At 63.7% G+C, this 22,370-nt stretch carries 17 protein-coding genes and 1 tRNA gene; 8 read left to right on the top strand and 10 right to left on the bottom strand.

The annotated features are described in order from the left end of the window. The first annotated feature begins 1 nt into the window (after position 1). The 3 genes from LVY71_RS12365 to LVY71_RS12355 all read left to right on the top strand — a co-directional run bounded on the left by LVY71_RS12365 (position 2) and on the right by LVY71_RS12355 (position 3,287). The gene (locus tag LVY71_RS12365; RefSeq protein WP_235100188.1) at positions 2–838 is read left to right on the top strand and encodes a DUF1365 domain-containing protein; all 837 of its coding nucleotides are present in this window, start codon (positions 2–4) and stop codon (positions 836–838) included. A gap of 12 nt (positions 839–850) precedes the next feature. Then, a complete protein-coding gene (locus LVY71_RS12360) occupies positions 851–2,098 on the top strand; it encodes an SAM-dependent methyltransferase (RefSeq protein WP_235100187.1) in 1,248 nt (415 codons plus the stop codon). Positions 2,099–2,246: 148 nt separating this feature from the next. Beyond that, the gene (locus tag LVY71_RS12355) at positions 2,247–3,287 is read left to right on the top strand and encodes a cysteine synthase A (RefSeq protein WP_235100186.1); all 1,041 of its coding nucleotides are present in this window, start codon (positions 2,247–2,249) and stop codon (positions 3,285–3,287) included. Positions 3,288–3,430: 143 nt separating this feature from the next. On the opposite strand, the gene LVY71_RS12350 is transcribed toward LVY71_RS12355, so the two are convergent. The 4 genes from LVY71_RS12350 to LVY71_RS12335 are packed head-to-tail and all read right to left on the bottom strand — an operon-like array spanning position 3,431 to position 7,958. Beyond that, positions 3,431–4,171 (bottom strand): amino acid ABC transporter ATP-binding protein, encoded by a 741-nt coding sequence (locus LVY71_RS12350; protein ID WP_249788526.1) that lies wholly within the window; start codon positions 4,169–4,171, stop codon positions 3,431–3,433. 9 nt (positions 4,172–4,180) lie between these two features. Next, positions 4,181–5,695 (bottom strand): amino acid ABC transporter permease, encoded by a 1,515-nt coding sequence (locus LVY71_RS12345; RefSeq protein ID WP_235100185.1) that lies wholly within the window; start codon positions 5,693–5,695, stop codon positions 4,181–4,183. Beyond that, positions 5,692–6,897, bottom strand: a complete 1,206-nt coding sequence (locus LVY71_RS12340) for an amino acid ABC transporter permease (RefSeq protein WP_235100184.1) — start codon at positions 6,895–6,897, stop codon at positions 5,692–5,694. Before LVY71_RS12340 ends, LVY71_RS12345 begins: the two co-directional genes overlap by 4 nt. Before the next feature lie 20 nt (positions 6,898–6,917). Then, entirely contained in the window at positions 6,918–7,958 is a 1,041-nt protein-coding gene (locus LVY71_RS12335; protein WP_235100183.1) for an amino acid ABC transporter substrate-binding protein, read from the bottom strand. 251 nt (positions 7,959–8,209) lie between these two features. Between LVY71_RS12335 and metC the strand changes: the two genes are divergently transcribed. Next, a complete protein-coding gene (gene metC / locus LVY71_RS12330) occupies positions 8,210–9,406 on the top strand; it encodes a cystathionine beta-lyase (RefSeq protein WP_235100182.1) in 1,197 nt (398 codons plus the stop codon). A 152-nt stretch (positions 9,407–9,558) separates the two neighbouring features. Here the strand turns inward: metC and LVY71_RS12325 are convergent, their stop codons facing one another. The 6 genes from LVY71_RS12325 to LVY71_RS12300 form a co-directional block, all read right to left on the bottom strand. Continuing rightward, a complete protein-coding gene (locus LVY71_RS12325; RefSeq protein WP_235100181.1) occupies positions 9,559–9,897 on the bottom strand; it encodes a lipid-A-disaccharide synthase N-terminal domain-containing protein in 339 nt (112 codons plus the stop codon). After that, positions 9,897–10,652 (bottom strand): glycosyltransferase family 2 protein, encoded by a 756-nt coding sequence (locus tag LVY71_RS12320; protein ID WP_235100180.1) that lies wholly within the window; start codon positions 10,650–10,652, stop codon positions 9,897–9,899. The genes LVY71_RS12325 and LVY71_RS12320 overlap by 1 nt, the downstream gene beginning before the upstream one ends. A gap of 61 nt (positions 10,653–10,713) precedes the next feature. After that, positions 10,714–11,559: a phosphatase PAP2 family protein gene (locus tag LVY71_RS12315; protein ID WP_235100179.1), complete on the bottom strand. Its 846-nt coding sequence runs from the start codon at positions 11,557–11,559 to the stop codon at positions 10,714–10,716. Continuing rightward, entirely contained in the window at positions 11,560–13,305 is a 1,746-nt protein-coding gene (locus tag LVY71_RS12310; protein WP_235100178.1) for an ArnT family glycosyltransferase, read from the bottom strand. It abuts the gene before it with no gap. Positions 13,306–13,355: 50 nt separating this feature from the next. Beyond that, entirely contained in the window at positions 13,356–15,470 is a 2,115-nt protein-coding gene (gene pbpC, locus LVY71_RS12305; protein WP_235101478.1) for a penicillin-binding protein 1C, read from the bottom strand. 143 nt (positions 15,471–15,613) lie between these two features. Further along, entirely contained in the window at positions 15,614–20,836 is a 5,223-nt protein-coding gene (locus LVY71_RS12300) for an alpha-2-macroglobulin family protein (protein WP_235100177.1), read from the bottom strand. Between the two features lie 325 nt (positions 20,837–21,161). Here LVY71_RS12300 and LVY71_RS12295 point away from each other — a divergent pair. From LVY71_RS12295 to LVY71_RS12280, 4 genes are all read left to right on the top strand, one after another. Then, positions 21,162–21,238: transfer RNA gene (locus LVY71_RS12295), tRNA-Arg, on the top strand. 138 nt (positions 21,239–21,376) lie between these two features. Then, positions 21,377–21,583 carry a hypothetical protein gene (locus tag LVY71_RS12290; protein WP_235100176.1) on the top strand — a complete coding sequence of 69 codons (207 nt, stop codon included), beginning with the start codon at positions 21,377–21,379 and terminating at the stop codon, positions 21,581–21,583. Positions 21,584–21,640: 57 nt separating this feature from the next. Next, the gene (locus LVY71_RS12285) at positions 21,641–21,826 is read left to right on the top strand and encodes a hypothetical protein (protein WP_235100175.1); all 186 of its coding nucleotides are present in this window, start codon (positions 21,641–21,643) and stop codon (positions 21,824–21,826) included. A 194-nt stretch (positions 21,827–22,020) separates the two neighbouring features. Continuing rightward, complete coding sequence (locus LVY71_RS12280; RefSeq protein WP_235100174.1) at positions 22,021–22,362, top strand: DUF6481 family protein; 342 nt, start codon at positions 22,021–22,023, stop codon at positions 22,360–22,362. Positions 22,363–22,370: the final 8 nt, after the last annotated feature.

The following is a 22,370-nucleotide window of genomic DNA, read 5'->3' as shown; positions in this document are numbered from 1 at the left end:
CATGCCGGACAAGGCGCACATGGATGATGCGGCGGCGCTGTATGTCGGCAACGTCATGCATGCGCGGCTCAAACCAATGAGCCATCGCTTCAGCTACAAGGTCATGAGTCTGCTGATCGACCTCGACCGGCTCGACGAAGCGGACCGGCAGTCCCGGTTGTTCGGCGTCAACCGGGCGGCGCTCTACAGCTTTCACGAGGCCGATCACGGCGAGCGCGACGGATCGCCGCTGCGATCCTATGTGCAGCACTGCGCAGCCGAGCACGGAATCGATCTCACCGGCGGAAAAGTCCGGCTGCTGTGCTATCCGCGGCTCCTTGGTTACACCTTCAATCCGCTGTCGGTGTATTTCTGCAGCCGGGCCGATGGCGCGCTGGCGATGCTGATCTACGAGGTCCGCAACACCTTCGGCGACATCCACTCCTATGCTCTACCCGTCACGCCCGACCAGATCAGCGCGTCCGGCGTCCGACAGGAGCAGGACAAGCTGTTCTACGTCTCGCCCTTCATCGATATGGCGATGCGCTATCACTTCCGGATCGTGCCGCCGGGAGACGGCGTGAAACTGCGCATCCTGGAATCGGATCAGGACGGGCCGCTTTTGTCGGCCACGTTCAGCGGCGCGCGGCGGCGGCTGACCTCGGGCGCGCTGCTGACAACTTTCGCTGCACTGCCGTTGGTGACATTCAAAATCATCGCAGCGATTCATTGGGAAGCCTTGCGTCTTTGGCTCAAAGGCGCGAGACTTGTTCCAAGACCAACAGCGAAAGATAATTCGGCGCACGAACGGCCGACACACGCGAGCAGAAGATTTGGACACAGGGCCATATCACACTGACGGAATTGCGCGATGTCTGACCCGATCATCCTGACCCCCGACATTGTTCTCACTCCGGACAATGTGGAGGCGGTCCTTCCGGACGTGCCGAAACTGGTCCGTTTCGCACTCAGCTTCGCAGCGAAACTGCGGCGCGGCACGCTGGACGTAACGCTGCCCGACGGACGCACCGTGCGCTGCGGCGGGCTGGAGCCCGGCCCCGCCGCACAGATGACGATCTACAGTTACGGCTTCGCCTGGCGGCTGGCCCGCGGCGGCGATATCGGAATTGCCGAGGCCTACCTGCGCCGCGAATGGGACACGCCGAACCTGACGCAGTTTCTCTACATATTCTGCGTCAATCACGATCTGATCCAGACCATGCTCGGCAGCAAGCCGATCGCGCGTTTCGTGCAGCATGTACGTCACTGGTTCAATCGCAACACGAAACGGCAGGCGCGGCGCAACATTTACGCGCATTACGACATCGGCAACTCGTTCTATTCGGCGTGGCTCGACCCGAGCATGACCTATTCGTCCGCGCTGTTCGAGGACGGCACGCAGGATCTCACCGCCGCCCAGCACAACAAGTACCGGCGGCTTGCCGAAGCCATCAACCTTCAGCCGGGGCAGAAGGTTCTGGAAATCGGCTGCGGCTGGGGCGGCTTTGCGGAATATGTCGCGAAGAACTACGACGCGCAGGTCGTGGGATTGACCATCAGCACCGAGCAGCGCGACTTCGCGCAGAAAAGGATTCAGGCCGCAGGCCTGAGCGACAAGGTCGAGATCCGGTTGCAGGACTACCGCGACGAGCGCGGGCAATATGACCGGATCGCCTCCATTGAAATGATCGAAGCCGTCGGCGAGCAGTTCTGGCCGCAATATTTCACCCAGCTCCGCGACCGGCTGGCGCCGGGCGGCTTCGCCGGCATTCAGGCGATCACCATTCAAGACAAGTTCTTCAACGCCTACCGGCGCGAGGTCGATTTCATCCAGCGTTATGTATTCCCCGGCGGCATGCTGCCGTCGCCGCAGGTGTTGAAGTCGCTCGGCGAGAAATTCGGCGTTCCCGTGGTCCGCGAGCGCATTTTCGGGGAAGATTATGCCAAGACGCTCGCGACATGGAGAGACAATTTCCGCGCGGCGTGGCCGAACCTGATGCCGCTCGGATTCGACGAGCGGTTCCGGCGGCTGTGGGAATACTATCTCGCCTATTGCGAAGCCGGATTTCTGTCCGGCAATATCGACGTGCGGCAGGTCGTGTTCGCGAAACCGGCTTAAACAGCACGTCTAACCATCTCAAAACCAAGGCAGATCACGCCTGCGCGCCTCACCCTTGTCGGATCGGCGGGCGGCCACTAGTTTGGCGGCCGACATTCGCCCCCTTCCTGTGTCTCCTGACACATCCGGTCCCAGGTCCTTCGCTCTCATGCATATTCGCAAAGACGTCGTCGAAGCCATCGGCAATACCCCGCTCATCAAGCTGAAGCACGCATCCGAAGTGACCGGCTGCACCATCCTCGGCAAGGCCGAGTTCATGAATCCCGGCCAGTCGGTGAAGGACCGCGCCGGCAAGCAGATGATCCTCGAGGCGGAGAAGCGCGGCGACCTCAAGCCCGGCGGGCTGGTGGTGGAAAGCACCGCGGGCAACACCGGCATCGGCCTTGCGCTGGTCGCAGGCGCGCGCGGCTACCGCACCATCATCGTGATCCCGGAAACGCAGAGCCAGGAAAAGAAGGACGTGCTGCGGCTGCTCGGCGCCGAACTGGTCGAGGTGCCGGCGCTGCCATACAGCAATCCGAACAATTACCAGCATGTCGGCCGCCGTCTCGCGGACGAACTGCGCAAGACCGAGAAGAACGGCGTGCTGTTCGCCGACCAGTGGAACAATCTCGACAACCGCAAGGCACATTACGTCTCGACCGGTCCCGAAATCTGGGAGCAGACCGGCGGCAAGGTGGACGGTTTCATCTGCTCGATCGGCAGCGGCGGCACGCTTGCGGGCACTGCGACGTTCCTGCGCGAGAAGAAGAAGGACATCATGATCGGCGTCGCCGATCCGCGCGGTGCTGCGATGTACAACTACTTCGATCACGGCGAGATGAAATCGACCGAGGGCGGCTCGGTCACCGAAGGCATTGGTCTCGGCCGCCTCACCCCGATTATCGAAGGCATCAAGGTCGACAAGGCCTATCTCATCGAAGACGCGGAAGCGGTGCCGATCGTGTTCGACCTGCTCGAACATGAAGGCATCTGCGTCGGCGGCTCGTCCGGCGTGAATATCGCAGGCGCCATTCGGCTGGCGAAGGACCTCGGCCCCGGCCACACCATCGTGACCGTGCTGTGCGACTATGGTACCCGCTACCAGTCCAAGCTGTTCAATCCGGACTTCCTTCGCTCGAAGAACCTGCCGGTGCCGGCCTGGCTAGAGCGCAAGAGCACGATCAAGCCGCCGTTCGAGAAGGTGTGAGCGACTAAAATGACGTCATTCCGGGGCGCGAGCGCTTGCGAGCGAACCCGGAATCTCGCTGTTGCTTCCGATGAATTTTTCTGGATTCCGGGTCCGCGTGAAGAACGCGTCCCGGAATGACGTTGGGTTTGCGTCCCGCCTTGTCACCTCAAAATCTGACTAAGAAACAGCTTCGTCCGCGCGTGCTGCGGATTGGAGAAGAACCGGTCCGGCGTGTTGGCCTCGATGATCTGCCCGGCGTCCATGAACACCACGCGGTCGGCGACCTCGCGCGCGAAACCCATCTCGTGGGTGACCACCAGCATGGTCATGCCCTCCTTGGCCAGATCCACCATGGTGTCGAGCACCTCCTTGACCATTTCTGGATCGAGCGCCGAGGTCGGCTCGTCGAACAGCATCACCTTCGGATTCATGGTGAGCGCGCGGGCGATCGCCACGCGCTGCTGCTGGCCGCCGGAAATCTGGCCGGGATACTTGTTGGCCTTGTCGGGAATCCGCACCCGTTCGAGATACTTCATCGCCGCCGCTTCCGCGTCCTTCTTCGGAATGTTGCGCACCCAGATCGGCGCCAGCGTGCAGTTCTCCAGCACGGTCAGGTGCGGAAACAGGTTGAAGCTCTGGAACACCATGCCGACTTCGCGGCGCACGGCATCGACATGGCGCAGGTTCGGCCCAAGCTCGATGCCATCGACATTGATGCGGCCTTCCTGAAATTCCTCCAGCGCGTTGATGCAGCGGATCAGCGTCGATTTGCCGGAGCCCGATGGCCCGCAGATCACGATGCGCTCGCCGCGCCCGACGCTGAGGTCGATGTCGCGCAGCACATGGAAGTCGCCGAACCATTTGTTGAGGCCCGAGATGCCGACGATGGGGGCTGCGGTCATGATTTCATCTCAGACATTCTTGTGGGCATTCAGCCGCCGTTCCACGAACAGCGAGTAGCGCGACATTCCGAAGCAGAACACGAAATAGATAATGCCGGTGAAGGCGAAGCCGGTGAACAGCGTGGTCGGCGTTGCCCAGTTCGGATCGGCGAACGAGGCGCGCAACTGGCCGAGCAGGTCGAAGATCGCCACAATCAGCACCAGCGTGGTGTCCTTGAACAGTGCGATGAAGGAGTTGACGAGTCCCGGAATGACGTGGCGCAGCGCCTGCGGCATCACGATCAGGCCCGTGGTCTTCCAGTACGACAGCCCGAGCGCGCTGGCGGCTTCCGGCTGGCCACGCGGCACCGCCTGCAACCCGCCGCGAATGACCTCGGCATTGTACGCGCCCGCGAACAGCGCGATGCCGATCAGCACCCGCACCAGTCCATCCACGGTGAAGTTGCCGGGCAGGAACAGCGGCAGCATGTAGGTGGCGAAGAACAGCACCGTGATCAGCGGCACGCCGCGCCAGAATTCGATGAAGGCAATCGAAAACACGCGGATCAGCGGAATGGTCGAGCGTCGTCCCAGCGCCAGCGCCATGCCGACCGGCATCGACGCGACGATGCCGGTGACCGACACCACCAGCGTTACCAAAAGGCCGCCCCATGCGCGGGTATCGACAATCGGCAACCCGCCGCGATCGAGACCCATCACCGCGATCACAACGGCGGTGCCGGCAAAGATCGCGATGCTCGTGAACAAGGCGCGCCAGCCGTTGCGGACACCTCCGGTCAGGACAAACATCAGCAATGAGACGATGATCGCGGTCGCGATGAAGTCCGCCCACAGCGGCGAATGGAAGCGCTCGATATAATCGCGCAGCCATGCGAGCGGCCACGCCAGCAGAGCCAGTCCATCCCCGATCCAGCCGACCAGCCTGCCGAGGAAGGAAATGACCTGCCCCGGCGCACCTGCCGTTGCCGTGGATGCGAGGCGGCCGCCTGCCTCCTGAAAACTCAACGCCAGACCCGATCCGAGATCGGCGATCCAGTGCACGGCGAAGCCTTTCAATCCGCCGCCGCGCAGCAGGAAGAACCCGATCACCGGATAGGCGATGAAGAACAGCCCCGAGTTGAGCGCTTTCGCCGGCGCGCGCGGGATCAGCAGCGGCAACAGCAGCAGCGCGCCCAATACAAACGTGAGATTGACGCGCCAGCGCTGGTCGGCGGGATAAAAGCCGTAGATGAACTGATCGAACTTCGCCTGCACGAACGGCCAGCAGGCGCCGACCACACGACCCACGTTGGCCTCAAGGCAGGCGTTGCGGTCGCTGCCGGTCCACACCGCGTCGACAAACAGGAACTTCACCGTGGGCACCAGGATCAGCCACAGCAGAATTGCGCCTGCCACTGTCATCATGATGTTGAGCGGCGAGTTGAACAGCCGCTCGCGCGCAAAGCCGACGACACCCGTCGTTTTGACCGGCGCGGTGCGGGGCGCGACAAGATCGGTCCGGATGAATGCAGCCTGCTCGGTCATGCGGCGAGGCTCCGGTTCAGGCGCCAGCCGTAGAAACTCATGATCGCGCTGGTGACCAGCGACAGCAGCAGATAGACGCCCATGGTCAGCGCGATGATCTCGACCGCCTGCCCGGTCTGGCTCAATGCCGTGCCGGCGAACACCGAGAACAGATCCGGATAGCCGATGGCCACCGCGAGCGACGAATTCTTGGTGAGGTTGAGATACTGGTTGGTCAGCGGCGGCAGGATCACGCGCATCGCCTGCGGAATGACGACCTGCCGCAGCGTCTGGCCGCGCGTGAGGCCGAGCGACGCCCCCGCCTCCATCTGGCCCTTCGGCACCGATTGAATTCCCGCGCGCACGATCTCGGCAATGAATGCGGCGGTGTAAGTCGAGAGTGCAATGGTCAGCGCGGCGAATTCCGGCAGCACCCGCGCGCCGCCCGCGAAGTTGAAGCCTTTCAATTCCGGCATGTCGAACTTAACCGGCGCCCCGAACATAACTGCCGCCAGCGCGGGCAGACCGATCAGTGTCGCCAGCGCGAACGGCCAGATCGTCAGCTTCTCGCCCTTGGCGAACAACTGATGCCGCGCATAGCTGCGCATCACGAGCGACGCCACGATGCCGACCGCAATTGCCACCGCGAACACGCCGAACGACGGCTGCGGCACCGGATTGGGCACGACCAGCCCGCGATTGCTGAGAAACACGGAGCCCAGCAGCGAGATGCTCTGCCGCGGATTGGGCAGCGTCGCCAGCACGGCCAGATACCAGAACAGAATCTGGAACAGCAGCGGCAGGTTGCGGATCAGCTCGACATAGCCGCCGGAAATCCGCGCCAGCAGCCAGTTCGGCGACAGCCGTCCCAGCGCCACGGCGACGCCGATGATGGTGGCGATCGCGATGCCGACGATGGAAACCAGCAGTGTGTTCAAGAGGCCGACCACGAACACCCGCGCATAGGTATCGCTTTCGCTGAATGGAATCAGCGCCTGACTGACGGCGAAGCTCGCGGTATTCGACAGGAAGCCGAAGCCCGATGCGATCCGTTGCGCCTGCAGGTTGGCGCGCGCGTTCTCGACAATCTCGTAACCGATCCAGACCACGGCGGCGACAAACAGGATCTGGATGACTACTCCGGCCCACCCCGCCTGCCCGCCGAGCGTGCGGCGAAGCCGGGCGACCAGCCGGAGCGGCGGCTTGCGGGGGGCGTCAGCCATTGCCGCGTCGGGCAACGCCGTTACCGGATCGGCGGCGCGTATTGCAGCCCGCCCTGGTTCCAGAGCTTGTTCAGTCCGCGCGCGATCTGGAGTTTGGAGCCGGCGCCGACGTTGCGGTCGAACGACTCGCCATAGTTGCCGGTGGCCTTGATGATGCGCGTGACCCAGTCCTTGGTCAGGCCAAGCTGTTCGCCGAGATTGCCGTCGGTGCCGAAGATGCGCTTCAATTCTGGCTTGTTCGACTTCGCCATCTCGTCGACGTTTTTCTGCGTGACGGCGTATTCCTCGGCGTTGATCATGGCGAACAATGTCCACTTGACGATGTCGAACCACTGGTCGTCGCCGTGGCGCACGACGGGGCCGAGCGGTTCCTTCGAGATCACTTCCGGCAGCACCGCATGATCGGCCGGCGCGGCCAGCTTGAGGCGTTCGGCATAAAGCTGCGACACGTCGGAGGTGAACACGTCGCAGCGGCCGGACTCGTAGGCTTTCACGGTCTCGTCCGCGGTGCCGAAAGCGATCAGCTCGTACTTCATGTTGTTGCCCTTGAAGTAGTCCGAGACGTTCTGCTCGTTGGTGGTGCCGGTCTGCACGCAGATCGACGCGCTATTCAGCTCCAGCGCGGAATTGACCTTGAGCGATTTGCGAACAAGGAAGCCCTGCCCGTCATAATAGGAAATGCCGGTGTAGTTCAGGCCGAGCGAGGTGTCGCGCGACAGCGTCCATGTCGAGTTGCGTGACAGCACGTCGATTTCGCCGGATTGCAGGGCGGTGAAGCGGTCCTTCGCCGACAGCGGCACGAATTTCACCTTGGTGGCGTCGTTGAAGATCGCCGCCGCAATGGCGCGGCAGACATCGACGTCGAGGCCGGTCCAGTTGCCCTTGTCGTCCGGCGCCGAGAAACCCGGCAGGCCCTGGCTCACGCCGCAGGACAGTGTGCCGCGGTCCTTCACGCTCTGCAGCGTTCCCCGGTCTCTCGGCTTGTCCTGCGATTGCGCCTGGGCGGTCTGAACGGCGAACGCGGCAAGAAGAGGAATCAGAGCGAGCGATACGCGTTTCATGGAATGGCCTTTCTCGATGGTTCGGCGCCGGCGACGGACAACGTCGCGCGAGATAAAACGATCCTGCACAAGCGCACGGAACGGCTTCTAAATATCTGGTCTGCATAACAGAACGCCGGGCGCGACGGGTCAAGGGGTTGACGTCCGCCATTGCGGTCAGCTTACTGAGCATACCTTATAAACAATCCATTGCCCTTTTACCGGGCAACGCTGCCTCTGCGGCAAGATGTCTTCTCACAAGTGAACGTCACATGATTCTCCCCAAAGACGATGGCTCTTCCCTGCGACTCGATCCGCAGACCGAACTGGTGACATCCGGCCGCGATACTGTCGCGCAAAAGGGCTTCATCAATCCGCCCGTCGTGCGGGGCTCCACGGTGCTTTATCCAACCGCGGACGATCTGCATGCGCATCGCGGCGAGTTTCAGTACGGCCGCCACGGCACGCCGACCACCAAGGCGCTGCAGCAGGCGCTGATGACCCTCGAAGGGCCGAACTGCGCCGGCGTCGGTCTTGCACCGTCCGGTGTGGCGGCGATCTCCACGGCCCTGCTGGCGATTCTCAAGGCGGGCGATCACTTGCTCGTTATCGACAGCGCCTATCGTCCCACGCGGAATTTTTGTGACAGCCTGCTGAAGCGCTACGGTGTCGAGACCGACTATTTCGATCCGCTGATTGGCGCCGGGATCGCGAAGCTGTTCAAGCCGAACACCAAGGCCGTTCTGGTCGAAGCGCCGGGGTCGCAGTCGTTCGAGATGCCGGACATTCCCGCCATCGCCGCTGTCGCGCATGCCAGAGGCGCGCTTGTTGTCGACGACAACACCTGGGCGACGCCGCTGTTTCACCGTTCGCTGGATCAGGGCGTCGACATCAGCATCCAGGCGGCGACGAAATATCTCGGCGGACATTCCGACATCATGTTCGGAACGATCTCGGCCAATGCAAAGACATGGCCCTTGATTACAGAGGCGATCCGCCTGCTTGGCGTCTGCGCCGGTCCGGACGATGTGTTTCTGGCGTTACGCGGCGTCCGCACGCTGGCTGTCCGCCTCGCGCATCATCAGCAGGCGGGCCTCGATATGGCACACTGGTTCGCCGCGCGGCCGGAGGTTCTTCGCGTGATCCACCCTGCTCTCGAGAGCGATCCGGGTCACGCGATCTGGAAACGCGATTTCACCGGCGCCACCGGCCTGTTCAGCATCGTGCTGAAGCCGGCATCGAAGCAGGCCGTGGACGCGTTGCTCGATACGGTGAAACTGTTCGGGATGGGCTATTCGTGGGGCGGTTTCGAGAGTCTGGTGATCCCGTTCGACTGTTCGTCCTATCGCACGGCGACCGCATGGAATCCCGGCGGTCCGACCCTGCGCTTCCACATCGGTCTGGAAAATCTCGACGACCTGAAAGCGGATCTGGCGCGCGGCTTTGAGGCGTTCAACGCGGCGAAGTAGCCGGCGATAGTGTCGCGATACGGCTCGTCATCCTGAGGTGCGAGCCACCTTCGGCGAGCCTCGAAGGATGACTGTCCGCGATAGCGCCGCCGCCCTTCGATGCCTCCGCTTCGCTACGGCACCTCAGGGTGACGGCGCATCTTCCAAAGACCTCAGGTCTTCTCGACCTTCGAGCCCCTGCCCCTGTTCTTCACGATCAGCATGATGTTGCGGACGTAGATGATCGTCGCCAGTCCCTGTCCGAGGATGATGACCGGCTCGCGCTTGGCGATGCCGTAGATCAGGGTCATCAAGCCACCGGCGATCGAGAAGAACCAGAACGCGATCGGCACCACGCTCTGGCCGGCGCGCTCGCTGGAAATCCACTGCACGAGAAACCGTGCTGTAAATGCCAGTTGCGCGATCAGGCCGAACGCGAGCCAGAAGTCGAACTTTGCAACGAACACGTCGTAGAGGTAGTCGCCAAGCTGCTGGCCAAAGTGAATCAGCATCACACCACCTCCGTCGCCACCGGCGTCGATTTCTTGCGGCGGATCAGCCACCACACCCCGGCCAGATCCATGATCCCGATCCACAGCCGGTCGAAGAAGCCATAGTTCGACACGCCGGAGTGCCGCGGCCGGTCGATCACATCGACATAGACGATATCGAAGCCTTCACGGCGCACCAGCGCCGGAAGAAACCGATGCAGACCATCGAAATACGGCAAGGCGAGGAACACGTCGCGGCGCAGCGCCTTCAGGCCGCAGCCGGTATCGCGAGTGCCGTCGTGCAGGATCGCATTGCGCACGCGGTTGGCCGTGCGCGACTGGAATCTCTTGAAGGCGGTGTCCTTGCGGCCGACACGCTGACCGGCGGCGAGCCCGACCTTGTCGCCGCCCTTCTCGATGGCTTCGATCAAAGCCGGAAGAAATGCGGGATTGTTCTGGCCGTCGCCGTCGAGCGTTGCGACGATCTTGCCGCGCGCCATGCGGATGCCGGTGCGGACGGCAGCGGATTGTCCCGACGAGGCGGCATGACGAATCTGGCGCAGGTTTTTCCGCACGCGCATTTCGGCGGCGAGCCGTTCGCCGGTCGCGTCGGTCGAGCCGTCGTTGACATAGACGATCTCGTAGGCCCAGCGGCCATCGAGCGCCGCCGCGATCTCCGCGATCAGCGGCGCGACGTTGTCCTGCTCGTTGCGGACCGGAACCACAATCGATACGTCGGGGGCCGGCAGGCCGGAATTTGGTGCTTGATCGCTCATATACCGATGGGGTCCAAACGCCCGGAAATGCGGTCAAATCGCCGCATGGGGCGACCGCTTCTTATGGCGCGAACGCCTCGCGGGCAACCCTTTTCAGGGCGGGCCAGGATGGCCCTGCGAGGGGATAAATCGACCCGTCCCGGCCGATTTTGAAGCCAAGGCGGCGGGCCGCGAACCAGTATCGGACGAACATCGCACCGATGACGCCGGTCAGTGCGCCGCCGACCACGTCGCTCGGATGATGCGCCAGCAGCACGATCCTGCTGAGGCAGATCAGCACCGCATAGACGAACATGACAAGCGTCGCCTTTCGCCACACCGCCGACACCGCGAAGGCCAGTGCGAACGCCGTGGTCGCATGACCGGACGGCAGGCTCGCAAACGCCGGACTTCCGGAGAAGTGTTCGTAATAGAACGCATTGGCGTCGCCGCCGACGAACGGCCGGCTTCTGCCGATGGCGTATTTCAGGACTTCGCTGGTCAGAACGGCAACCAGCACGGCGAAAAAGATAAACTGCATGCGCACGCCGAACGCGATCAGCACCGAGCGCGATGTGCCGTTCAATCGTGGCAGGATCAGCAGCAGGACCAAAAGTACAGCCGCGAGCGTCCACAACACGTATTCCGATTTGCCCAGATCGGTGAAGTAGCGCAGCGGCCAAAGGCTGGCGGTGCCGCGCGGCGGCATCAGTTTGATGGTCGCAACGTCGACCGCGAACATCAGAAGTCCAATGACGAGCGCGGTCAGCACGGACAATCCCAGCCAGCGCCGGGCCAGCGCGCGGCGGGCCTCGGCGCGGCGGGAATGCGACGGCGCGTGCACGAGGCGCATCACCGACTGCCATGCGACGAAGCCTAACCGGGGCAGATAGCCGGTCCGATGAACGCCGCCTGCTTCGACGGCCATTTATTCGGTGCCTTCGGAGCGGAAGACGGCGACCGAGATCGCGCGGCCTTGCGAGAAGTTATAACCGTCGATGCGGGCGCCGGCGTTGTAACGCAGGCCGATGGCTTCGGCGCGCTGCGCGAAGGCGCGCTCCTCGCGCCATTCCACCAGCGCGAACCGGCAGCTCCCCTGCAGCAGGAAGTCCGCCGCGCCGGACCCGTTGGTCAGAACGGTCGATGTGCCGACCATGAAGACAAGGCTCGGCTCCTGGAAACCGGCTGCGGCCGCGGCCGGGCCGACGCATTCCACATTGCGGAGCGCACGGGCGATCTGCACGCTCGGAAACAGCGGCGCGAGCGAAGGTACCACCACGCCATAAATGCACGCCGCCATGAACCACGATGCGCCGACGGCATTCAGCAGCGAGCGTTCGGCGCGGTAGTCGTCGAACATCCACCAGGCGAAAAGCCCGAAGATCAGCGCGCCTGCGGCGAACGGCCATGCCAGAAACTCCGGTTGCCGCAGCAGCACGATGGCGCCGATGATGCAGGCAACGGTGATGATCAGCGGCACAGCGAACCACCATGCCGATCCGCGCACGATCCACGCCGAACGCGACAGCACGTTTCGCTCCAGCGCGCCGACGATCAGAATGGCAATGGCCGGATAGAGCGGCAGCACATAGTGCGGCAGCTTGGTGATGACGAGTTCGAACACGATCCAGGCCGGCACCAGCCATGCCAGCAGGAACTGTGCGCCGGGCTCGCGCCGCGCGCGCCAGACCGCAGGCGCCGCCATGCCCGCCAGCGTCGCGCCCGGCCAGAACGTGAGCCAGAACAGCAGGAAATAAAGTCCCGGCGGCGCGCCGTGCGATTCCTTCGCGCTGGCGACCTTGCTCAGCATGTCGCCGCCAAGTGAATCCGCAAAGAACGTGTCGCCGGCCTTGAGAACGATCGCGACGAACCACGGCAGTACCAGCACCAGCGTCCACATCAGTCCCCATACGGGACGCAGACGCCACAGCCACGCCGCCGAGCGGTCCATGATTGCGAGCGCGATCACGGTGAGCGCGACGAACATCAGGATCAGCGGACCCTTGAGCAGAATGCCCCACGCAATCGCGGTCCAGAAGATCGCAGCCCATCGCCAGGGCTGCGGCGAGTCATCTCCGCGCTGCCACGACAGATAGGCGCGCGCCATCGCGCCCATCACGGCGGTCGTCGTCAACAGCAGCATGGCGTCGGTCTTGGCCAGACGCGCCTCGACCCCGAGCAGGATCGAGCTGCACATGATGAGAGCGGCCAGCAGCGCGCCGCGCCGCGTCACGAAGGCGAGCGCCGTCCAGTAGGTCAGCAGCACCGCGCCGATGGCACCAATCAGCGAAGGAATGCGATAGAGCCAGATGCGGACCTGCGCGCGCGGCAGGCCGAGCGCCGATGCGCCTTCCACCACGGCAGCCTGCGCCCAGTAGATGCCGACCGGCTTCTTGTAGCGCACCTCATCCTGAAAACGGATGTCAACGAAATCGCCGCTTTCAACCATCTGTTTGGTCGCCTGCGCGAAACGCGCTTCGTCGCGGTCGACCGGCGGAATGTTGAAAAAGCCGGGCAGGAAAAACAGCAACCCGACGAGTATCAGGAGGGCGACCGTGCGGGTATGGCTGCCGACCGCAAAATCGATCACGCGCGCGAGTCCGCTGCCCGGGTTTTTCTGTTCAACCGGCTCGCGCGGAGCGCCAAATCTGGGTCTTGGGTAGGTCTCAGCCATCGGTTCCGCATACGCTGAAACCGCCACCCGGACAACAGCTTGGACCGGCCCTACTGAATTCTCACGACGACTGTGTCCGCCGCGCCCGTGGCATCCATCACCGTCAGGCGGACGAAGCCGGGGCCCGGCGGATCGATCAGCCGCTGGCGGCGGCTATCGATGTTCCCGACCGCGACACCGTTGACGATCATGGTCAACGGCAGCACCCCGCCCGCCACCTTGACCGGCATGGCCGACGGGACCGCCTCGCCGCTACCGGCGGCGTCGATGCGGGAGCCGTTGAGCGGGAACTGGATCCGCAACACCTGCTCGCTGCCGGTGCGGACGAAATCGCCTGCGGGCCGGAACCGGCGCAACGGCAACGGCAATTTGGCATTGCTCGCCATCAGCGTGCCCTTCGGCGCCTTGGCCAGCGCCATGGGAAGCTTTCCGGTGCGGGCAAAGGCGTCGAACAGAATCGGCGCGGCCGCCGTGCGACCTGTCAGCCCCGGAACCGGCGCGCCGTCCGGGCGGCCGACCCAGACACCAATGGTCATGCGGCCATCGAAGCCGACCGACCAGGCGTCACGGTAGCCGTAACTGGTGCCCGTTTTAAACGCGAGGCGGTTATGCGGCGCGTTGTCCGGCGGCGGCGTGCCCATCAGCACGTTGCCGACCAGCCATGCGGCGGACGGATCGAGCAGCCGGCGCGTCTCAGGCTCGGCCTTGTCGTCAGCGCGCACGATTTCCCGCAATGACACCGTATCACCTTGACGCGGGAAACCTGCATAGAGCTTTACCAAATCGTGCAGCGTGACGCCGACGCCGCCGAGGCCCATGGCAAGGCCGGGCGTTTCGTCTTTCGGCAGGATCAGGTTGCCGCCCGCCTGCTTGATGCGTGCGGTCAATCGGCTTGAACCGACGCGATCGAGCAGCGCGATGGCCGGCACGTTGAGCGACATCTGCAACGCCTTGCGGACGGTGACGGTGCCCTGAAATGTCATGTCGAAATTTTCCGGCGCGTAAGAGCCGTAGCGGATCGGCCGGTCCTCGATCAGGCTTTCCGGATGCACGAAGCCATCCTCAAAGGCGAGACCGTAGATAAAAGGTTTCAGCGTCGAGCCGGGCGAGCGCACCGCGCGGGTCATGTCCACCTGCCCTGCGCGCCGCGTGTCGAAATAATCCGACGAGCCGACATGGGCCAGCACGTCCCCGCTTTCATTGTCGACGGCAAGGATGCCGATGGACACGTCCGGCCCGAGCGCCAGCGCGCGGTCCTTCGCCAGCTGCTCCAGCGCTTTCTGGATGGTGGAATCGAGCGTGAGCTGGATGCGCTGTTCGTTCTTCATGATCGCCAGCGACTGATCGGTCGCATGCGGCGCCAGCAGCGGCATCGGCTTGCGCAGCCGCGGCACGGCTTCAAGTTTGGCGTGCCTTGCGTCGTCAGCGGAAACGCGGCCATCCTCCACCATGCGCGACAACACACGGTCGCGCGCGGCGCGCGCCACATCGGGGTAACGATCAAGCCTGCGCGTTTCCGGCGATTGCGGCAGCGCCACCAGCAGCGCGGATTCCGCCAGCGACAGCCGTTTCGGCTCCTTGCCGAAATAGGCGAACGAGGCGGCGCGCACGCCTTCAAGGTTGCCGCCGAACGGCGCCAGCGTCAGATAGAGATCGAGGATCTGATCCTTGGAGAGTTTCCGCTCAAGCTGGATCGCGCGCACCATCTGGCGCAGCTTGGCCGCGACCGACCGCTCCTGCCGTGGCTCCATCAGCCGCGCCACCTGCATGGTGATGGTGGAGCCGCCCGACACGATATGTCCGCGCGTCACAAGCTGGAATGCGGCGCGGCCCATCGCCAGCGGATCGACGCCGATATGCGAGCGGAAACGCCGGTCCTCATAGTTCAGCAGCAGATGGAGATAGCCGGGATCGACATCTTTCGTCTGCGCCGACAGCCGCCAGCGCCCGTCCGCCATCGCGAACGCGCGCAGCAGCTTGCCATTGTGATCCACGATGGTGGTAGAGACTTGTTTCGGTTGCTCGAACGGCAGCGGCGGCAGGGAGGCGATCCAGAGGGCGGCGGCACCAAGTCCAGCGATCAGCACGACAGCAGCCGAGGCCACCAGTGTCCGAATAGTCCGCCAGCCTCTCACCTTGTCATCCCGGCGAACGCCGGGATCCATAACCACTGGCCCATCGTCCGTTGAGCGAGATTGATCAACATCCCGCTCCATCATTCCCTGACAGGGGTGATGGGTCCCGGCCTGCGCCGGGACGACCGGAGAACTTGCCCCGGCGACCCGAGCGTTATGGTCGGCCTTCCCGCTCATTTTGTCTTCGTCACCTCGACGGTTCCGGTGCCGGTGCGGCCGTAGCGCGAGGGATTGTACATGTCCTCGACATAGGCCTGCGGCAGAACGTATTTGCCGGGCGACACCGCGCGCACGATGTAGGCCACCGTGAACACGGCAGTGTCATCGCTCGCGCGTTCGATGGCTGCATTGAAGCGATCGTCGCGGAACTCGGTGTTCTGCGGGTCTTCGCCGTCCTCGATCCAGTCGAGTGTGCCGCTGTCGCCGGACGACACCAGCTTGGGATTGTCGATCTCCAGGCCTGCCGGGAGATAGTCCACCACCATGATCTGACCGTATTCCGGCTTGGCCTCGGTGATCTTCAGCACGACTGCAAAGCGGTCGTTCTGCTTGGCCTTGGACGGATCGGCGGGCTTGCCGTCGAGCGTGAAGTAATTGCGCTCGATCTTGAAGCCGTTGGCGACTGCAGGTTCCGGAGTGACCGGTGCGCCGGTGACTGAAACGACCGCCTGCACCGGCGTATCGCCGGTGTTGGTGATGGTGACCGGCTTGGCGGCGATGTCAGCGCTGCGATAGTTGCGATAGACCGCGTTCTTCGCTGCCTCGCCGTTGACGGACACGACGAGGCTGTTGGCCTCCTTTGCCAGCGCGCGCGACGCCAGCACCATCCACGCATTCTCCTGCGTCGAGGTGTAGGGCGTGAGACCGCGTGCCGCCTCGACACGTTCGACCGCGAGGCTGATCGTCGCCTTCGGCGCGCTGCCTTCGCTGGCGAGCGAGACCAGGGCCGCAGCATCACGCAGCGACGAGCCGTAATCGCTGCGGCCGAATTCCAGAACGGGTTTCGGATTGAGGCTGTTGACCGCAGCCGCATAGACCCGCTCCGCGCGGGCGCGGTCGCCGACCAGCGCCAGCGCCGCCGCCAACTGTGCCTTGGCGATGGGAGTTGCGATGTTGTTCAGCTTGGTATCGGCGAGATAGCGCAGGTCCCCGATGGGAGCCGTGCCGTTCTTCGCCAGCACATAGAGGCCGTAGGCCAGATCGCGGCCGCCGTCCTTCTCCGGCTCGTCGGCATTGACCACCGAGTTGCGGATGCGATCCAGCGCCGTCCTGAACAGGATGTCCGGTACGGCGAAGCCCTTTTCGCGAGCCCGAGTCAGGAAGTCGGTGACATAGGCATCGAGCCAGGCGTCATCGCCGCCCGCCGACCACAGCCCGAACGATCCGTTCGAACCCTGCCGTGCGAGAAGGCGATCAATCGCGTCCTTGATGCGCTGATCGATGGCGGTGTCGAGCGCCAGATGGTTCTCCGCCGCAAGATCGTTCACGTAAAGCAGCGGCATGGCACGGCTGGTGATCTGCTCGGAACATCCGAACGGATAGCGGTCCAGCGCTTTCAGGATGGTCGCAGCGTCGAGCGCCGTGGAGAGACCCACGGACAGTTGCACACCGCCGGTGCCCTGCACGAGATCGCTGAACATGTCGGAGGTCAGCGTCAGGCTCTCGCCCTTCGCCAGCGTCCGCACCGAGCGCCGCGCGAGGATTTGCGTGGCCGCCTTGACGTCGAGTGCGTAGTGCCGCGCCAGCGTCAATCCGTTCGGCCCTTTGATATCGACATCGAGCGCCGCCTGCCCGGCTCCGCCCGATGCGTCGATGGCCAGCGCGACGGTACTGCGCTGTTTCGCAGCGAGCCGCATGGTGGTCGCCGGGTTGCCGGTGAGTTTCACGGGGCCGGATGTCTTGACGCTGATGACGTAATCGCCGGCAGCACCTTCGACGTTGTCGAGATCGAGGTTCATGGAGCCGCGATCGCCGTTGAGCAGGAAGCGCGGCAGCGTCGCCGTCAGCACGACGGGATCGCGTACCGTTACGTCGGTGTTGGCGCGGCCGACTTTGGTCGCAGACCAGGCCACCGCCATGATGCGCGCGGTGCCGGCGAATTCCGGAATGTCGAAGGTGACTTCCGCCGTGCCGTTGGCGCCGACCGTGACGATGCCCGAATAGAGCGCCAGCGGCTTCTGCGTCGGGGGGCTGCCTTGCAGTTCGGCGCCTGCGCCGTCACCGCCGGTGCGGATCTGGCCGCGCGTGCCCTGCATGCCGTCGATCAACTGCCCGTAGAGGTCGCGGATCTCGGAGGTCATGCGGCGCTGGCCAAGATAGTAATCATCCGGCGCGGGCGGCTTGTAGTTGGTGAGATTGAGAATGCCGACATCGACCGCCGCGACGACGATCTTGGCGTCCTCCCCGCGGTTGAGACCTTCGATCTTCACTGGCAGTTTCAGTTGCGTGCCCGGACGCACCAGCGCGGGCGGCGTCAGCGAGACCTTGAGCGTGCGCTCGCCCTTGTCGATCCCGAACCATTTCAGACCGATGGCACGGCCCGGCATCCTTTGCGCGGCCGCATCGAGCGGACGCCGCAGCGTGGCGACGACATAGGCCCCGGTGCCCCAGTCTTTCCCAACAGTGAGATTGACCTTGGTCTGGCCTTCCTTGATGTCCGTGGACTGGGTCGTCAGCAGCCGGTCGCCCAGTACATTGATGGTCAGCTTGCCCGCGCTGCGCGCATTGACGGAGACGACCATGGTGTCGCCGGACTTGTACTCCGGCTTGTCGATGGAGGTTTCCAGGAGGTCCGGCGTATCGGCGCTGCCGTCGGAATACCAGCCGACGTCGAACTGCACAGAGGTGACCGGGCCGTCGTTGTCGGTGGACTTCACGTCCAGACGATAGCGGCCCGGCTGCGGCGCGACCGTGATCCGCGCCGGCTTGTCGGCGGCCACATTCACTTCGCCATCGGCCACGCGCTTGGTGGATTTCACCGGCTCATAATCCCAGGACGAGCCCTGCCGGTACCACTGATAGCGCGACTCCATTTTTAGCAGTTCGTAGCGCAGCCCGCTGCGCGCCAGCGCCTTGCCGTCCGACGCCACGAACACCACGTCGAAATTGGCCGGATCGCCTTCGGCCACGTTCTTGTCCGCGAACAGCGGTTTGACGCCGATCATGTCGCCAGCCGGCGCAACGGGAATAGTGAGCTTGCGCTCGACCGCGCGGCCTCCGCTCTCCACCATGCGGACGAATATCTGTGCTTCCTGCGGACGTGTGGACGATGGCGGCTTGGGCAGGCTGACCTTGAAGGTTGCCTTGCCGTTGGCGTCGGCCTCGGGGAGGTTTTCCAGCGGGGTGCGCTCATTGCTGGAGGTTTCCTCGTCCGCAACACCGAACTTGTAGCCGGCATACCCCGGACGGTCCGATGCCGTGGCGACCAGCATGTCGCCTTCCAGCGCGAGGCCGGAAGCCGGCGCGCCGTAAAGGAAGCGGCCATCAACCTCAAGTTCTGCAGGAGCCTCAGCAGTGACCTGCTTCACCTTGGAAGTTAACGTGAATTCGATCCGATCGGCGACATAATCCTCGACCATGAAGGTGGTTTCGCCCACTGACGGGGCCTTGGGATCGGTAAACGCCCGGACCCGCCAGGTGCCGGTCGGCACCGCCGAATTCAGCGGCAGGGGCAGGCTGCGCCCGCCCGCGCCCTGATCCGGCACCACGACCCGGCGGAATTCCACGCCATCAGGGCGCTCGACCACCAGCGTCAGCGGCGCGCCGGTTATGCCGTTGCCCTTGCCGTCGCGCAGCAGCGCTGTGAGATACACCGTCTCGCCGGAGCGGTAGACGCCGCGCTCGGCATAGACGAAGGCGTCCGGTCCCGCAGGCACTGTGCGTCCCGACACGCCGCGGTCGGTGAGGTCGAACGCGTTGGATTTGAGGTTGAGGAAAGCGTAGTCGCCCTTGTCGCCGGAGACCGACAGCATCGCCGGGGACAGGCCGCCCTCGCCGCGCGCCAGCCCGGCCTCGAACAGCACATGGCCCGCGCTGTCGGTCTTGCGGGTGGCGAGAATTTCGTTGCTGCGCGACACCAGCCGGACTTCTGCGCCGGACGTCGCCTCGGTGCTCGCCAGCGAATTGATGAAGACGTGGATGCCGTCATTGCCGGAATAGGCAGTGAGCCCGAGATCCGAGACGATAAACCACTGGGTCGCCAGCGAACTGGAATCGTCGTCGCCGGACGAGCCCGGTCCCTTCGCGGCCGCCGTCATCACATAAACGCCGGGCTGCATTTCGCCGACCGCCTGATCGACCGGAAACGCGGTGACGACGTCGGCGTTCAACGTCGTCGCGGTGGCGACCTCGCCGGTCCAGACCTTGACGCCCTTCTCGTTGCCGAGATCGGACAGCTCATAGCTCGACAGGCTGCGCTGAAAATCGCTGCCAAGCACCGAATTGATCAGGTTGCGATCGCCGATCCGGAAGATGTTCACCGACACCGAGGGCGTGTTGACGCTGACCAGCGGAATGCCGCGCTGGCCGGTGCGCGGCAGCACATAGGCGCGGCCGGTGAACCGCACGAACGGCTTGCGGTCGCGGACGTAGATGTTGAACTCCGCGGACTTCGGCAGCGTCTCCTTGACGGTGGACGGCAGGCCGGCGCGCAGGTTGATGGTGTAGCGCTCACCATGCTTGAGGCCTTCGACGCACAACTGCTTCTCTTCCGAGGTCAGCGCCGGGCTGTCAGCGCCAGCCAGTGCCACGAACGGATTGAAGTCCGCCCGCTTGGCGAGGTCTTCGGAGAACTGGAAGCAGGCGCGCGGCGACGCCGAGTCCGAATCCACGCTGTAGTCCATCAGCCGGAAGCCGTGGTCATCGCGCAGTTTCTCGTACTGGCCGCGTACCTCGGCGACCTCTTTCTGGTCGAGCGACAGGCGCAGCGCATCGAGCGCGGGACGCCACAGCTTCCGCTCGGCCAAGGCATTGCCCAGCACCGCCAGCGCATCGGCTTCCTCGCCTGCGTTGGCGGCGCGCTGGTAGGCGATATAGGCGGCGGTGGAAGCGCGTTCGTAGAAGAAGGTCCGCTCCCGGCTGTCCGCCGGACGGATCTGAAAGACGGTTTTGGCCAGCCGCAGCCAGTTGCCGCTGTCCTCGGGGGCCACGGCTGCGGTCTGTCCCAGAAGCTGAAGAGCGCCGCGCAAGTCATTGCGTTTGAAGGCCGCGTCGGTGTCGGACTTCAAGGTCGCCGCGGTCTTGTTGATGATCCCGGCCTCGGTCTTGATCTGGGCCTCAAGCCGCACGCCCGCGTCCGCCAGATCATCTCGCTTGAACGCCTTGTCGGCGGCGTGCACTGAGCCGAGGCCGAGCGCCAGCGTGGCGCAAACCGAAATGGCGCGAACCAGACCAATCATGATGAAAACTCCCTGCCGACCTGCCAAGGCCGCCTTGAAATAGAGAAATACAGACAATGCGCGAATCGTGACGGACTCATGGTCGTATCGATAGCGGCTCGAAAGATTTGGCGCGACATCCGGACCCGAAGGCTAAAGGCGGTACCGGACCATTGATCCGGCGGCATCAGGACTTTAGGCCGGGAGGCGCCGACGGCAACGCGGATACATACCAAACCTTTCGGCACACCCCGGCGGTTTGTCGCGGCGTCAGGGCAAAGGGTTCAGAAATTTCTGTGCCGGGGTGGCGGTTTTTTCACGATCAGGATGGTATGAGAGGCCCACCGGTCCCGTAGCTCAACTGGATAGAGTAGCGGATTTCTACTCCGCGGGTTACAGGTTCGAATCCTGTCGGGATCGCCAGCCTTCAATTACAGCGCGCACATCCGCTTCTGAACGAGCCGTTTCCCGGGCGCTTAAAATCCAACCGATTGCCGCGCCGGTGATTTAGTATTTTTCCCTCACCTTCGTCGGGTTGGCTCAAATCACGCGGAGTGTGCAATGACAGATCCGGACGTTTTGCCGTTGTCGCTGGACGCCTTTGGAGCATCCGATCACCGGCTGCCCCTCATCTATATGAGAGAGCGGCGACGCGAACTGGTGCTGGAATTGCAGACAGCCGGCCCGGCGGTCAGCATGCAGAAAATACGCGATATCGCCGCCGTTCAGCAGGCCATTAAAGCGATCGAAACCGTTATCGCTGAATAATGGTGGCCTCTCGGGTCACCAGCCGCAGCCCTGTCTGCGTGGAGGAAGGGCGTTAAAATGTACTTTGTCGCCGGTCTTTTAGTGGCCTTGTCCGGCCTGTTCTACGCCGCCGATCATGGTCAACTGGGCCGCTTCGGCTCCACCATGTGCACCTACGGCGACACGTTTTGCCGGCACCCGGTCTACGTCCTGATCGGAGCCGGTCTTGTCGCCGTCTGGGGTACGTTCGTGAGCATCCGATAAGGATGTGATTCACCAACGGGTTCCAGCCAGCCTCGTCCCTTCCCGTCCCTGAAAGGCCACACTGGACCGGCATTTTCAGCGCCGTTGTCTCAGCTTTTTTCAATTGGCCGGCAGGCCGACAAAGACCGGACATTTCCCAAAAATCTGCTACAACGCGCCAAATCAACGTCACGCCACAGAAAGATATCTACCCGATGGGTTTTAAGGAGCCGAGTTTTGCCGACCGCCAGGCCGCCGCGCAGAACGCCAGAAAGTCTATTCTCGAGAAGTTCAAGGCCAAGCCGGGTCCCGACGATCCCGAGGTCCTGAAGAAGGCTGCGGAACGGCAGGCGCAGGCCGCCGCGCGCGCGGAAGCGCAGAAGCTGCGCGAGGCCGCCAAGGCCGAAAAGAAAGCCCGCGAAGCAGAACTCGCTGCGCTGGCCGTCGCCGAGGCGCTCCGCCTCCAGGCCGAGAAGGAAGCTGCGGAAGCCGCATTGAAGGCCGAGCAGAAGGCGGCGCGCGATGCGCGCTACGCTGCGCGCAAGAAAAAGAAGTAACGCCGGAC

Source organism: Bradyrhizobium sp. G127, assembly GCF_021502575.1.
GTDB lineage: Bacteria > Pseudomonadota > Alphaproteobacteria > Rhizobiales > Xanthobacteraceae > Afipia.
Note: the sequence above shows the minus strand (reverse complement) of the source record. Positions and strands in the feature narration are given on the sequence as shown.

Bases quoted from the DNA above. Each gene is read 5' to 3' on its own strand.
- LVY71_RS12365 (WP_235100188.1), top strand. From the start codon at position 2: ATGCCGGACAAGGCGCACATGGATGATGCGGCGGCGCTGTATGTCGGC.
- LVY71_RS12360 (WP_235100187.1), top strand. From the start codon at position 851: ATGTCTGACCCGATCATCCTGACCCCCGACATTGTTCTCACTCCGGAC.
- LVY71_RS12355 (WP_235100186.1), top strand. From the start codon at position 2,247: ATGCATATTCGCAAAGACGTCGTCGAAGCCATCGGCAATACCCCGCTC.
- LVY71_RS12350 (WP_249788526.1), bottom strand. From the start codon at position 4,171: ATGACCGCAGCCCCCATCGTCGGCATCTCGGGCCTCAACAAATGGTTC.
- LVY71_RS12345 (WP_235100185.1), bottom strand. From the start codon at position 5,695: ATGACCGAGCAGGCTGCATTCATCCGGACCGATCTTGTCGCGCCCCGC.
- LVY71_RS12340 (WP_235100184.1), bottom strand. From the start codon at position 6,897: ATGGCTGACGCCCCCCGCAAGCCGCCGCTCCGGCTGGTCGCCCGGCTT.
- LVY71_RS12335 (WP_235100183.1), bottom strand. From the start codon at position 7,958: ATGAAACGCGTATCGCTCGCTCTGATTCCTCTTCTTGCCGCGTTCGCC.
- metC (WP_235100182.1), top strand. From the start codon at position 8,210: ATGATTCTCCCCAAAGACGATGGCTCTTCCCTGCGACTCGATCCGCAG.
- LVY71_RS12325 (WP_235100181.1), bottom strand. From the start codon at position 9,897: ATGCTGATTCACTTTGGCCAGCAGCTTGGCGACTACCTCTACGACGTG.
- LVY71_RS12320 (WP_235100180.1), bottom strand. From the start codon at position 10,652: ATGAGCGATCAAGCACCAAATTCCGGCCTGCCGGCCCCCGACGTATCG.
- LVY71_RS12315 (WP_235100179.1), bottom strand. From the start codon at position 11,559: ATGGCCGTCGAAGCAGGCGGCGTTCATCGGACCGGCTATCTGCCCCGG.
- LVY71_RS12310 (WP_235100178.1), bottom strand. From the start codon at position 13,305: ATGGCTGAGACCTACCCAAGACCCAGATTTGGCGCTCCGCGCGAGCCG.
- pbpC (WP_235101478.1), bottom strand. From the start codon at position 15,470: ATGGATCCCGGCGTTCGCCGGGATGACAAGGTGAGAGGCTGGCGGACT.
- LVY71_RS12300 (WP_235100177.1), bottom strand. From the start codon at position 20,836: ATGATTGGTCTGGTTCGCGCCATTTCGGTTTGCGCCACGCTGGCGCTC.
- LVY71_RS12290 (WP_235100176.1), top strand. From the start codon at position 21,377: ATGACAGATCCGGACGTTTTGCCGTTGTCGCTGGACGCCTTTGGAGCA.
- LVY71_RS12285 (WP_235100175.1), top strand. From the start codon at position 21,641: ATGTACTTTGTCGCCGGTCTTTTAGTGGCCTTGTCCGGCCTGTTCTAC.
- LVY71_RS12280 (WP_235100174.1), top strand. From the start codon at position 22,021: ATGGGTTTTAAGGAGCCGAGTTTTGCCGACCGCCAGGCCGCCGCGCAG.